At 58.2% G+C, this 13,393-nt stretch carries 10 protein-coding genes and 1 pseudogene; 7 read left to right on the forward strand and 4 right to left on the reverse strand.

Annotation, left to right across the window (positions count from 1 at the left end):
• Positions 1 to 9: 9 nt before the first annotated feature.
• Positions 10 to 1,008, forward strand: coding sequence for a cell division protein ZapE (zapE, locus tag M1D88_RS07045; RefSeq protein ID WP_458113827.1), 999 nt, complete (start codon positions 10 to 12; stop codon positions 1,006 to 1,008).
• A gap of 348 nt (positions 1,009 to 1,356) precedes the next feature.
• On the opposite strand, the gene M1D88_RS07050 is transcribed toward zapE, so the two are convergent.
• Together M1D88_RS07050 and M1D88_RS07055 are read right to left on the reverse strand one after the other, a co-directional pair.
• The gene (locus tag M1D88_RS07050) at positions 1,357 to 2,478 is read right to left on the reverse strand and encodes an IS110 family RNA-guided transposase (RefSeq protein WP_458113828.1); all 1,122 of its coding nucleotides are present in this window, start codon (positions 2,476 to 2,478) and stop codon (positions 1,357 to 1,359) included.
• Between the two features lie 313 nt (positions 2,479 to 2,791).
• Entirely contained in the window at positions 2,792 to 4,588 is a 1,797-nt protein-coding gene (locus M1D88_RS07055) for an ABC transporter ATP-binding protein (RefSeq protein WP_458113829.1), read from the reverse strand.
• A gap of 544 nt (positions 4,589 to 5,132) precedes the next feature.
• Here M1D88_RS07055 and M1D88_RS07060 point away from each other — a divergent pair.
• From M1D88_RS07060 to M1D88_RS07070, 3 genes are read left to right on the forward strand one after another with little or no spacing between them, the layout of a single operon-like run.
• Positions 5,133 to 6,110 (forward strand): ABC transporter ATP-binding protein, encoded by a 978-nt coding sequence (locus M1D88_RS07060; protein ID WP_458113830.1) that lies wholly within the window; start codon positions 5,133 to 5,135, stop codon positions 6,108 to 6,110.
• Entirely contained in the window at positions 6,103 to 6,954 is an 852-nt protein-coding gene (locus M1D88_RS07065; RefSeq protein ID WP_458113831.1) for an ABC transporter permease, read from the forward strand. The genes M1D88_RS07060 and M1D88_RS07065 overlap by 8 nt, the downstream gene beginning before the upstream one ends.
• Complete coding sequence (locus M1D88_RS07070) at positions 6,951 to 7,781, forward strand: ABC transporter permease (protein WP_458113832.1); 831 nt, start codon at positions 6,951 to 6,953, stop codon at positions 7,779 to 7,781. The genes M1D88_RS07065 and M1D88_RS07070 overlap by 4 nt, the downstream gene beginning before the upstream one ends.
• 949 nt (positions 7,782 to 8,730) lie before the next feature.
• Here the strand turns inward: M1D88_RS07070 and M1D88_RS07075 are convergent.
• Positions 8,731 to 8,916: pseudogene (locus M1D88_RS07075) on the reverse strand (IS30 family transposase); the annotation flags it as partial.
• 192 nt (positions 8,917 to 9,108) lie between these two features.
• Between M1D88_RS07075 and M1D88_RS07080 the strand changes: the two are divergent.
• Complete coding sequence (locus M1D88_RS07080; RefSeq protein ID WP_458113833.1) at positions 9,109 to 9,330, forward strand: hypothetical protein; 222 nt, start codon at positions 9,109 to 9,111, stop codon at positions 9,328 to 9,330.
• 293 nt (positions 9,331 to 9,623) lie between these two features.
• Here M1D88_RS07080 and M1D88_RS07085 read toward each other — a convergent pair whose 3' ends face one another.
• Positions 9,624 to 11,462 (reverse strand): condensation domain-containing protein, encoded by a 1,839-nt coding sequence (locus M1D88_RS07085; protein ID WP_458113834.1) that lies wholly within the window; start codon positions 11,460 to 11,462, stop codon positions 9,624 to 9,626.
• Positions 11,463 to 11,723: 261 nt separating this feature from the next.
• Here M1D88_RS07085 and M1D88_RS07090 point away from each other — a divergent pair, with 261 nt between their 5' ends.
• Positions 11,724 to 12,449 carry a class I SAM-dependent methyltransferase gene (locus M1D88_RS07090; RefSeq protein ID WP_458113835.1) on the forward strand — a complete coding sequence of 242 codons (726 nt, stop codon included), beginning with the start codon at positions 11,724 to 11,726 and terminating at the stop codon, positions 12,447 to 12,449.
• A gap of 159 nt (positions 12,450 to 12,608) precedes the next feature.
• On the forward strand, positions 12,609 to 13,337 hold the full coding sequence (locus M1D88_RS07095) for a 4'-phosphopantetheinyl transferase family protein (protein ID WP_458113836.1): 729 nt from the start codon (positions 12,609 to 12,611) through the stop codon (positions 13,335 to 13,337).
• Positions 13,338 to 13,393 lie beyond the last annotated feature (56 nt).

The raw sequence follows: 13,393 nt of genomic DNA on the forward strand, positions 1-13,393 counted from the left end.
TAATGAAGTATGAGACTGGGCATCCACCGACGAACTGCGAACGAACCAAATAAGATTGCGAGTGCAAACAGCAGCCCCTTTCATGCCGCTATCAGTGGCTCAGGGCTCAAGTTCGATAGAGCGCAGATCGCCGCCATCGACGCGCTCAGCACCCCAGCGCGCCACGGCTACTACCTCTGGGGGGACGTGGGGCGAGGCAAGAGCCTGATCAGCGAGACCTACTTCGCGACCATACCCACAGACCATAAGCGCCGCTTTCACTTCCACGACTTCTTTCGTGACCTCCATGCCCAGATCACGCGTGAGCGCGAGCCTCTCGACAGATCGCTACGGCGACTCATCGGGAACGCCCGTGCAGTATTCTTCGACGAGTTCCACGTTCACGACGTCGCAGACGGCGTCTACCTGTCTGCCACTCTCAAGAGTTTGCTCGATGACGGCATACTCGTCCTCGCGACATCGAACTACGCGCCCGAGGATCTCATGCCTAACCCGCTCTACCACGAGCACTTCCGGCCCGCGATCAACATCATCCGCACCGAACTCGACGTCGTACACCTCGGCGAAGGCCAGGACTACCGCCTGAAACTTGCGGCGGCGACTCGAGGCTTCGGTACAGGAACTTGGCGCACGCAAATACCTGTTGCGGACGACACCCCCGCCATCGAGCTCAACGCTGCCGGCCACATCATCAGCGCCCGCAGCATTGAAGACGATACTGCCGTCTTCACGTTCAGAGACCTCTGCGCGCAACCCCTCGGAGTCAGCCAATACCTCTGGTTAGCGGAGCGCCTTCGCACAATCACGCTAACGGCCGTGCCTGATCTGGCCACCGTAGACCGGGACCCACTCGCGCGATTCGCAAACCTCATCGATGTCCTTTACGACCGAGACATCCCACTGCACGTCTTCGCGGCTGGCGAACCCAACCGCCTTGTGGAAGCGTCCGAACCGCCACGAGACGCGAAACGAATCGCCAGCAGACTCTCAACGCTCAAACCCGCTTAGGCGTGTTCTCTCGTTCGCAACGTCTCGGGGAACTACACCTGATATGTAGTCCTGCGTTGTCAATAGGCATGGGGAAGCGGTCCCGGGGTTGAGTTGCCTGGGACCGCTTCCCTTTGTGGCCGGGATGGGCGTTGGTGTGTGGTCAGCGTGTCGTTGGCGACGGCGCGGTCAGACTGATATGCGCGGGTTGGTTACCGCAGGACGAAGTGTTCGGCTGGAGGTTACCGCTGGTCTAGCAATGACGGGCGTGGCCATTCCGGTTGCCCATAGGTGTATCGCGGGTTTACTCCACGCGCTGCAAGGACCACTCACGACTTTCACTTCCCGGGTTTTTCCTTGCCCCCTGGATCAGGGGCCGGAAGCTGTCGAGCGGGGGCCGACTTCGGCCTGATGTGCGCCGGTGGCCAGGGACCAGCACCACCCGGAGAGCTCGCGGGCGATGGCGACGTTGGCGATGACCGGACGCTTACGGCGTTCGAGATAGTTGATCCAGCGGTTGTGCAGACGCCGATTACCGGCATGGCCGCGGATCCGTGCTTCGGAACTGGCTTCTTCCCACCGTGACCGCATCAGCCGTGACGGGTTGTCGTATGGTCTGCGGTGGTGCCAGGCTGCCTCGACGAGCAGCCGGCGGGCGTGTGTGTTGCCGGTTTTGGTGATGGAGCCCAGAGACCGGGACGCTCCCGATGAATGCTCTGTCGGGACCAGCCCGAGGTAAGCCCCGATCGTGGCGCCGGTAAAGCGATGCCAGTCACCGATCTCCACAGCCAATCCGAAGGCAGTCAGGGTCGAGATTCCCCGCAGGCACTGCAGCGCCCGGACAACGGATGTGTATTCGCTCCCGTACGCCATCGCAGTGATCGCCTCATCGAGGCGGTCGCGGCGGTCCGAGATCTCGTGCATCGCCTCAAGAGAAGACTCGTAGGTCAGTTGCCGGGCAGGGGCATCGAAATGCTGCCGGGCCAACCAGAGCTGATGGGTTCCGGTCCAGGCCTGCCCGCCCGAATACACCATGCCCTGGCGAAGCAGGAGCTTGGAGATCCGGTGCCGGGACCGCATCAGATCCCCGCGGACATCTTCCCGGGCGCGCACGAGGTCCCGTGCCGCTTCTTGGTCCGCTGACGGGATCCTGACCGACGTAATCTCGCCGAGTTTCAGCAGCCGGGCCAGATGGAGTGCGTCCTTGGCATCGGTCTTCACTCGGTCCCCGGACGGGCGCTGGAGTTTGGACGGAGCCGCGACCACCGTGTCGATCCCCGCCGCGAGCAGGAACCGGGCCAGACCGAAACCCGTCGGGCCGGCCTCGTAGACCACCCTCACCGGGGTAGGCAGGGATACGATCCAGGCAAGAATCTCGCCATGGTCCGGAGTCATCCGGTGCGGAATGACTTCACCGGTCTGCCCGTCCAACGCGCATGCGACAACGGTACGGGCATGGACATCCAAGCCAACGCTTGTACGCTCGAACATAGCTGGAACCTCCAATTTTCAAATGTGGCTCTACCTGTCCGCCAAGTGTGGCAGGCAACCCACGCCTTGCTTTGAAAAGGAGGTTCCAGCCCCTTCGGGCCACACTTCCTGGTCCTTCTGGCAGAGGCCATCAGCGCCGGGACCAGGATCCGGAACGCCACTACACTTTTACAAGCGCCCCCACGAACCTGGCGATCCGGATCCGCCCCCGGCGACAATGGCATTCAGAAGGACCGCCCCTCGGCAGCGAGCCCCTCCTGCCTCATATCGTCTAGCCACCGCGCCGTGGACGCAGGAACCTGACTCTCCAGCTTCAACGTGGGCTCATAGTGTCATCAGGTTGTTCCTGTACTGAAAACATCCTTCGGTAAATTTCACACGTAAGCAGTAGATCTTGGTGAGTACCGCTACCGACTATGCTTCCGTTGTCCATGACGAGAATTCGATCTGCATCAACAACTGTGGAGAGCCGGTGTGCGATCATCACGGATGCTCGTCCTCTAAGGGCAACACGAAGGGCTTCTTTGACCTCACGCTCAGTTTCAACATCCAGATGAGCAGTAGGCTCGTCCAGCACCACTATCGCCGGATCCCGCAGCAATGAACGAGCAACGGCAAGTCGCTGGCGCTCTCCCCCTGAGAGTCGATGACCGTTCTCTCCGATCTCCGTCTCAATGCCCTGAGGCATTCCCTGGACGAGGTTCCATAGCTGGGCTGCTCGTAAGGCGTTTTCCATCTGGGTTTCGTCGGCGAGCGGAGCCGAGTACAGAAGGTTTTTCCTGATAGAACCGTGGATAATGTGCGTGTCTTGGGTGATTAGGGCAACACTTTGAGCCAGTTCCTGATGGCTCTGGGAGTGTGTGGGGGAACCAGCAATTGTGACAGTTCCTGAGTCAGGAAGCACGAGTCCGGAGAGCAGCAGGGAGAGGGTAGATTTTCCGCTGCCGCTCGGTCCCACCACGCCAATAAACTCGCCTGCCGCGACACTCAAGCTGAGCTTACTGACAGCCGTCCTGGACTCTTGCTTGTCAGAATGGGGGGTGTTTACCTTCTCGGATTTCGTGAGTGGAAGGCCGGCAATCTCGAGTGCTTCACCGGCGTGAGAGAGTCCTGGAATGGAGTAAGCATCCGCATTCGGGTAGCGAAACGTGACGTCCGTCAGAGCCGCTATGATTTGCTCGTCTTTGGGGGCTTGAGGTCTGCCGCTGAGGGCGTGACCGGCATCGGAACTGCTCGAGATCAGAATAGGGCTCTGTACTTCATGATCAAGAACGGCTGCCACTCGTTCCTTGGCCATTCTTGCCCGCAGCAGCGGGTACCGCGTGTCGATAAGAGCCATCACCGGTTCTCGGATTGTCAGGGCATAGATGAAGACCAGCACGAGGTCGCCCGGGCTCACTGATTTCGTTTGGGAAGCATATGCGCAAAGGACTATGGACACTGAAGTTATTAGTGCAAACACTAAGCCGAAGGATGCTGAGATTTTGGCTCGCCAATCCTGTGATTGGACGGAAGTCATAGATAGTTCAACAGCGACTTTTTGGAACTCGGCTATCTCGTCCTCGGATCTTCCGGATTGCCGCGTCAGAACCGCGCCACCCAAGGACATTGTGGACCCCACCAGGGCTGCCATTTCTCTCGTAGCTGCAAATGACTGATCAATGAGCTGATTGATCCTCTTCTCGGCGTATCGAATTGGCAGCAGAGCTATTGGTGCGATGAGAAGTATCAGTAGAAAAATCGGGTTCACGGTCATCAGGACTACTGCGACAGAAACAAGGCTGACGACACTTGAGATCACGCTCGGAAGAACTTGGGTGAGCTTTGTTTCCATGCCCAACACGTCGTTCGTGACGCGGCTGACGACTGCCCCTGGTTTGACGGTGGTGAAAAACAGTAGAGGCATGGCTATTAGCTTTGCGAACAGACTCGACTGGACTTCACTCACCTCACGGAAGGCGGCCCTGGCAAAGAGCGACTTAGAGCAGAGGCCCATGATCACTGTGAAGACGCCCAAGAGTGCTACAAACGTTGCCTGTTCGACGTAGTACCCCAGGGCCTCCTCACGGCCAAAAGCATTAACCACATCCCTGACCGGTATGGCCTGCATGATGGCACCTACAGAAGCCAATGCGACGGTCAAAGAGCCAGCCGCGATGAGCAATTCGCGATGACGATTGCTTGTCTGTCCGCGCTGAGCGATTCCCCTAGAGTGCATGGCTGGCAAGCATATTGGAAAAAGTTGGCAAAACAAACCTTTTCAGACCTATTCGGGATAACGATTTCCTTCGTCAAGTCACAGCAGTAGACGCTGAAGCACGAGCACCCACCCCTATCTCTAACATTCACTGGTGAGAAAATCTGGAATTTGATATGGGTTCAAAACGGGGCAAATTCGGGCATTTCCGCAGGTGAGCGCGATTTCCTTTACCCACCCCCAGCTAATAGTTTGTGACCACCAATGTTCAATTTGAGGTATTCGATGCGCCGATGGGATTTCAACAGCCGCGAACTTCACGGGGAGGGTTGCGTTAGGGGTGGGTGATGATGAGACTTGGCCGCCATTCCTGGAATTGACCCCGTTCGTGGCGTAACCTTTGTGAACGTTCACAATGATTCTTCCAGATTCCGGAATGCTCCACTAGTCTGCTTAGGTGCACAATGAAGCCCTCCTTTCCTCCGGCACGTCCGCGGGCAGACCGACGAAGCAAAATACCGTTATCGCAGCGGAGAACCTGACCAAGCGCTTCGGCGATGTTGCCGCCGTCGACGGCATTTCCTTCAGCGTTCCCGCCGGGGAATCCTTCGGGCTGCTTGGTCCCAACGGGGCCGGCAAGTCGACGACCATGAAGATGATCGGCGGTGTCACCCAGCGGACCTCCGGAAGCCTCAGCATCATGGGCCTGGATCCGGACAGCAACGGTCCGGAGGTCCGCGCCCACCTGGGGGTGGTGCCGCAGCAGGACAACCTGGACGAGGAACTGAGGGTGCGGGACAACCTCCTGGTCTACGGACGCTACTTCGGCCTGCCCATGAGCTACCTCAAACCGAAGGCGGACGAACTGCTCGAGTTTGCGCAGCTCACGGAGAAGGCGAAGTCTAAAGTCGATGCCCTCTCCGGCGGCATGAAGCGGCGGCTGACCATAGCCCGCTCGCTCATCAACGAACCCCGCATCCTGCTGCTGGACGAGCCCACCACCGGGCTGGACCCGCAGGCCAGGCACATCCTCTGGGACAGGCTGTTCCGGCTTAAGGAACAGGGCGTCACGCTGATCGTGACCACGCACTACATGGACGAGGCCGAGCAGCTCTGCGACCGGCTTATCGTGGTGGACAAAGGCCGGATCATGGCTGAGGGCTCGCCCGCGCAGCTGATCCGGGATCATTCCACCCGTGAAGTCCTTGAGCTGAGGTTCGGCTCGGAGCGGAACAGCACCATTGGGCCGGAGCTCAAGGGAATCGGCGAGCGCCTTGAGGCGCTGCCGGACAGGGTGCTGATTTACGCGCACGACGGCGAGGCGGCCCTCGAGCAGGTGGCGTCCCGTGGCCTACGGCCACTGACATCGCTGGTGCGCAGGTCCTCCCTGGAGGACGTGTTCCTCCGGCTCACAGGGAGGAGCCTCGTTGAGTGAGACTGCCGGGTTGACTGAGACTGCGTCCCGGGCGCACGCCCCGGAAATCTCGGCGGCCAGGGGCCGGCGCTGGGGTGCCTTCTATTATGCCGAGCAGGTGCTCCGGGTGATGAAGGGCTACGGTTTTTCCATCCTGATGTACAGCGTGGGGCAGCCTGTGGTTTACCTGTTCGCCATGGGGGTCGGGCTCGCCACGCTGGTTGACGCCGACAGTGCAATGGCGTTCGGCGGGGTCAGCTACATGGCCTTCATCGCACCGGCGCTGCTGGTGTCCGCCAGCGTCATGACTGCCGCCAATGAGTTCACCTTCCCGGTCATGGGCGGCTTCAAGTGGCGGCGGACCTACTACGGTCCGCACGCCTCGCCGCTGACACCGGAGCAGATCGCAGCCGGACACATCATAGCGGTGACTGTGCGCCTCCTCCTGCAGTCAGCCATCTACTTTGCGGTGGTGGCGCTTTTCGGGGCCTCGCCCGGAGGGTGGGGCTGGGTTTGCGTCCTGGTGGCAACCGTTGCGGGGCTGTCCTTTGGGCTGCCGTTGATGGCCTACTCCGCGTCGGTCGAGGAGGACAAGGGGCAGTTCGCGCTGGTGATGCGGTTCATCGTGATGCCGCTCTTCCTGTTCTCCGGGACGTTCTTTCCGCTGGATACTCTGCCGTGGGCTGTCCGCTGGATCGGCTGGATCTCGCCCATCTGGCACGGCACTCAGCTTGGCCGCGTCTTCACCTACGGATACCAGGAACCGTCGGTGCTCACCATCGTGCACATCGTGGTACTGCTGGCCCTCGCAGTCCTGGGCTGGAACCTCACCAAGCGCCAGTTCGTCAAAAGGATGGGCCAATGAGCGTGCTCACCGGCGGCCACAGCGTCACAGAGCAGGCCCGCAACAGGACATTCGGACCCCTGTACTCCCACAATGCCAATGCCGTGATCTCCCGCGGCCTCATGGCCACGAAGAGTACCAACTGGATGATGGTGCTCTCCGGCTTCTTCGAGCCCGTGCTCTTCCTGATCGCCATGGGCCTGGGGGTGGGTGCCATCATTGGCGCGGTGCCAGGACCGGGCGGGGAGATCAGCTACGCGGCCTACATAGCCCCCGCGCTGCTGGCCGTCTCCGCCATGAACGGAGCCGTCTACGACTCCACGTGGAAAGTCTTTTTCAAGATGAACTTCGCCAAGCTCTACCAGGGAATGCTTCACACCTCCCTAGGACCGCTGGACATTGCCCTGGGGGAGACCTTCCTCGCACTCCTGCGCGGGCTCCTGTACGCCACCGGGTTCACCGCCGTCATGGGTCTGATGGGCCTGATCACCACCCCCTGGGCCATCCTGATGATCCCCGCCTCGGTGCTGATCGCCTTAGGCTTCGCCAGCATGGGAATGGGCATCACCAGCTTCCTGAAGACCTTCCAGCAGATGAACTGGATCACCTTCATCATGATGCCCATGTTCCTCTTCAGCGCCACGTTCTATCCCCTCAGCGTCTACCCCCAGTACATCCAGTGGCTCATCCAGGCCATGCCGCTCTGGCACGGGGTGGAACTCTTGCGCCAGATCAGCGTCGGCACGTTCACAGCCGAAACGGTGATCCACGTCGGCTACTACCTCGTGATGACCGCGCTGGGGATGCTGCTGACCACTATGAGGCTCCGAAAGCTCTTCCTCAAATAGTGTCCGGGGACACAAACGGATAGCAGCAGGTGTTGCATTGAGAGCGACACCTGGTGCTAGTCGGAAAATGACGTGAGGTGCCTGTGCTTGAGGCGTGTGGGGTCATCCGCGGGTCGGGATGCAAGCTTGGGCGCCTGCCGGAGTCAGTTATTCGGGACCGTAGCTATTCCTAGCTCAACCAGAAAGCTTACGGGCCTAAGCCGGCCACCGTTCGGGCGGACTATAAAATTCGATCGCTTTTCCAAGCTCGGTGGCAATGCGATCTCGCTTGTTGTGGTTTCACCGATATACCCGCGTGGGTTGACAACAATGACCGTGTCGGCGAGATCGATCTTACGAAGATGTAATGCGCCCTAGACGCTGCCTATCTTCTTCTGTCAGCCGCTGCTCGTGGTTGGCGAAGTTCACGGGAGCTACGACGATATCCCCGTCAATGGCCAATCGCTGCTGTAGCTCCTTCATCTCCGAACAGAACTTCAGCGACCCACAAAGGCAGACGATTCGAGGTTGTGGGCCGGTCATGGTAGTTACGAACGCTCCTTTGGTTGGAGCTGTGCGTCCGCGACGTCGTTGTGCCGTGACCATCACTACCTTCGCGAGTAGCCACACCCCTTAGGGTGCGGCGATCCCGTACGACAATGACCGATGCCGCCGCTGTGCCAAGCTACGGGAAGTCATTCTGGTCCGAAGCTCCAGAGACTGCGGAATACCGTCAGCGCAAGGAAGGCCCGTCGCCTCTTCGGGCTTCCGGGACGGCCCGCTCACGATTTCTACGGGAGAATAGGGATGTGACTGAGCATATCCCTGAGGCGGAAGCCTACATCCGGTTCCGCCTAAACGAACTCTCGTCGCGGAACGAGCACCACCGATTCGAAGAGATCGCCACTCGGGTTGCTCAGAAAAGCATCAGCTCAAATATTCTGATCGGGACAGGGCCGGTCCTGCCCTACAGGCCCTGGCCGCGGCGAGGCCTGACACCCCCTGCCTCCGCCAGGAGCCGGCGCCCGGTCCGCCTGTTCGAATTGATCGGCACAACAGCGTCAGAGATGAAATCACCAGCCTGCATCCCGACCCAAAACAGCTGCAGAAGATCCGGTCGCACGTAAATTGAGTACCTCGCCATGACAACACCCATCCGCTAGGTGGTGCAATCACCGCAAGAACCCAAGCTTCCCCATGCGACAGGCTCGTGGCTGCGGCCTCGACCTCGCCAGTGGTGGTGGCCTGCACCCTCCAGAAAGCAGGCCTGAAGTAAAAGGTTCTCAGCGACCCTGCTGGTATCTGTACCGAAGACGCCGCGCCGATCGAACATGTAACGTTCTTCAGCGTGCACTCCATCTCTGAGGGCACCACCTACGAACTACAGCAGACCGCCCGGAAGTCCTACGGGGTAACACTCGACATCTTCTGTGGCGGCGACATCGCGACGTTCCTTGCTCAGCAAGACTTGATTTGGGTAGCAAGGCACTATCTGGAGCTGCCCTCTCACCTGGTTCCACCTCCGGAGGCACCCGACGGTGAACTTCACCGTCGTTACGACTTCAGCTAGACCTGCATCGTTGTTGCTTCAACCCACCCCAGCTGCCCGATCGGCGGCTACCGGGTGTCCTTCCCTGAATACCAGCTGGTACGCGGCACCTTGCGCACCGTTGAGATCTAAGCCGGGATTTCTTATGCCCTTGGCTTAGCGCGGGCCCACGGGTGCAAATCAGCCATGGGTTACACCACTCCCGTGGAACACTAACAATTCCTCGCCACGGCAAGACCTCAGACGGCACACGCCCCTGTCTTAACTGTTCACGGCTTCGGGGCAACCCCGAAACTGTTTTAACCAAGACCGAGTCAATCTCCGATTAAGCCAGCGTGCTCGCGAACAAGGCCACTTTCAATAATCGTCTCCATACCAGCAGGGGTCATAAAGTCGAAAATATTTACCGCCGTCGCACCACTATGGTGTATTGCTTCGGTAAACGCCGGCATCATGACATATTCCGCACCGGATTCTGCATAAGACAAAGTCAGCGGTCCTGAGGGAAGAGCCGGTATACCCGTGGAAGTGGCCGCCTGACGAACAATATGCTCGGCTCTTCTTGAATGGGATCCGTGAGTTCCCGCACCGTACTCAGCGGTTATCGGCAAAGAATCCCAAGAGGAGAAATCTGACGGCGATTCAGGAGTGCTCGCGTAGACGTTGAACTTGTCGGGCATCGCATACCATACGCGGTCTCCGATTGAACGCCCTATGTGTTCACGAAGTTCAGGCATCACGAAGGCAACTGTGGCTTCAATGCAGCAGATGAGGAGGTTGCGGGTTTCGTCATCGTTCGCTTGGAAAAAGATCTTTGCGGTAGAGACTCCAGGGAAGTGGCTTACGACCTTTTCAAGGTCCGGTAGATATATCCAGGCCCCTTCCCGGTCAGCCCACCGACTGTCCAGGACACGAGTCTTGAACGGATGCTCGAGGGCTTCCAAAGGCTGTTCAGATAAAGTGTCAAATTGCTCGATTACTGTAGGCAGGTTAGCAGCGAGAGTGGCGAGGTCCTCGTCGCTATAGATGGAACCTGAGACCTGGATGGAGATGATCATGTGAGATCCATGATCGACAACAAACACGCCGTTCTTCTGCTTTCGTTGAGTTCGCCATGGCTGAATCATGGTCTCCTCAGTTTCCGGCGTGGCGGTCGTGCAGTCACACTTTCGTTTTAGATAGTTCCAACCTATTGCGCCGTCGTTGGCCTGGTTCACGCCTCTGGCCACACTCGCAAGATAGACAGGTCCAGGATCGTAAATCCCGAAATGGATGGACTCCATGATGGACCGGGAAGTATTTTGCAGCAACTGCCGTACCGTGATTTCCGGCGTCGTTCTTACGACAATCCATGCCTGTTCAATTAGGGTGCCTATGTAGCTTCTCAAGCGGGACTCAGACCGATTAGATTGCGTGGTGGCAAACAAGGTCGAGTCGCGCCCTTTCTGCCGTGCAATGCTGATGGCGAAGGCTGCAAGTAACACTGCAGACGGAAGGCACTTATTCGTCCGTCTGGCTTGGGCGCAGATCTTCGAAAGCCGCGCCGACTTAATTTGAATGGAAGACCAACCGAGGGCGTCTTGGACTAGCCGTTCCGGGGGGAAATCCCGTGGCATCTCATCTCCCGCGCTGATCCAATGTCCTTGGGCACGCGCGTTCATCGCCTGCCCCTGTGGTGACGTCTCGAAGTCCGCTTGATCACGTGGAGACCATTGGTCAGGGTTACAACGATGATTTGCATGCCCGTCGTAGCTGAGGGCAGCGGAGGAAATATGTTGACTTACTAGATCGAGCGCCGTTCCGTCAACGGCGATGTGATGGACAACTAGAATAAGCCGACTGCCGCCGGAAGGTTTTCGTTGAAGAGCCACTCGGATCGGCAGTTGCGTGGAAAGGTCTAGAGGTTGCTGTGCGATCGTAACACCAGCGTTCTCTTCATCGAAGTCAATTAACTCGATGTGCAGACTACTGGGATCATGTATCACTTGCCATGGCCTGCCCGTTGAGTCGGTTTCAATGGTCGTTCGAAGCGCCTCGTGAGACGAAACGACATGTTGAACGGCCTTCACCATTGCCAACTTGCTGCATTCCCCGAGGTTGATCTCGGAAGTCAACATTAAGTGCGCACGCGCAGTTGCAGGGTCGCGAATCACACCCTCACGTTCTGCCCACCAAGTCCAATATTGGGCCCAAGTAAGCCCGGCTCGTATAGGGACGTCCGTCTTTACCAACCTGATACTCCCGACTGTTTCTCAGCGGCCAGCGCACCCGATACAGCTTTCCGTGTGGCCAAACAAGCCACCGGGCCATGTTATCGTTGCCGTTGTCGCTGCAAGATAACGTTATCCTAGCATTCTGGTAACCGTCCAGGGAGTTCCCCGGACGGCACCCAATTGAAGGAGAGAAAAATAGACATGAGCTCCCGGCCAAATCCTGCCGAGCACTGGAGGACTGTGGACGCCTACTACTCAACGCTGGGGCTTCCCGATGAATTGCTCCAGTGGATGTGTGTCGGGCGAGACAAGAAGACGGCGACTCTAGACAGGTACATCACTGGCATCCCAGAATGCAGCATCCTAGAGATCGGCACGTTCATCGGGGTTTCGGCCGCAGGCATGGCGCTGAGTAACACGACCAGTAGAGTGTGCACTGTCGATCCGAACTACCCTGTTACGGTTCTCGGAAGAAAGTGGGGCGTGGAGTCCACAAGGGGTTCTCTCGATTTCGCAAGGGCCGCTTTTAGTGAACTCGGTGTGCAGAATCGTGTAACGGTGCTGGAAGGATTCTTCTCCGGCGCAACATCGACCTATATGGACAGGTACGTCAACGAATGGGGAGGCGGAAACGACATCGGGTGGGAGCGCCCTCCGGTGCTGACTTCCGAGGTCAGAAGCCGCGGTCCTTTCGACGTCATTTTTGTGGACGGTGACCATTCCATGGAGGCCGTTTTCAATGACTTGAAGCTGGCAGCCGAATGCCTGGGCGACAACGGAACGCTGCTCCTCGATGATGTCGTAGGACACTGCGGAGGAGCCGTCTGTTCTGCCGTGAAGAGATTCCAGCAGGACCAGAGGGAGCTAGGGGCCGTGGAGTACTCCTTCTGCGTGGAGAACGACATTGGTGTGATGCGACGCTTGTAGCTGGATCGGTAGGCTCTGCGTGGCTCCGGGAAGCGGGTGTAGCTGGGCGGTTTTTCACCCCGACACGAAGCTATGTCTAGTCAACGGGACTGGGCTGGAATGATGTCGACTGAGCCATATACCTCGGAGCAAATCGAAAGTATGCAAAGAAGTGGGCTAATGACATCTATAAAGAGCCAACGTGATGGCACGCGTAAGGGTTTCCAGGCAATTCTTCCAGAATTTGTTGGGTTTCACGAAGTCGGCGTAAACCAAGATTTATCAGGTCTCGAGCTGAATTTGATGTTGGAAGATGTCGGCAATGCTCCGCGGGATGAGCATGTGATTGTCCGTCATTGTGCCGTTGAAGCAGGGAAGAAGATCGGACTCCGCATTCCGCTCCCAATTCACAACGCCGAGGCGGGTAATCCCGTTTGGCCGTCAGGAGTCGTCGGAAGCCTCACTCATTCAAGGACGATCAGGGCTGCCGCGATTGCGCGCAGCAATCGATTAAATTCGGTCGGAATCGATGTAGAAGAGCTTGACACACTCAAGGGTTCAGAAATTCGTCAAATAATGAGCCAGGACGAACTGCGGATGACGCGATCGGCGCTCGGAGTCGATGGCCCCATCACACTGTTCAGCTTGAAAGAGAGTCTCTATAAAGCCTGGTATCCGGTCAACCATACGTGGCTTGGCTTCAGAGACGTGACAGTTCACTTGGAGTTGTCTGGCGAGGCCGGGATCGGCGCGGCGACGTTCCGGGCCGTCTGCGGTGGTGCCTTTCTGGATGGATTCACAGGCCAGTTTGTCGTAGACCATTCCGTGGTTCGAAGCGCTGTGATTTATTCGAATTCTGCATACAATTTCGTGCCAACCGGTGGCTGCGTCGTTGGAGGGTATGCATGAGACTTCACGCGATCAACTACCTGTAAGTAGCAAATGAATTTGCGGCAAATTTGAAA

Source organism: Arthrobacter sp. R1-13, from assembly GCF_054161475.1.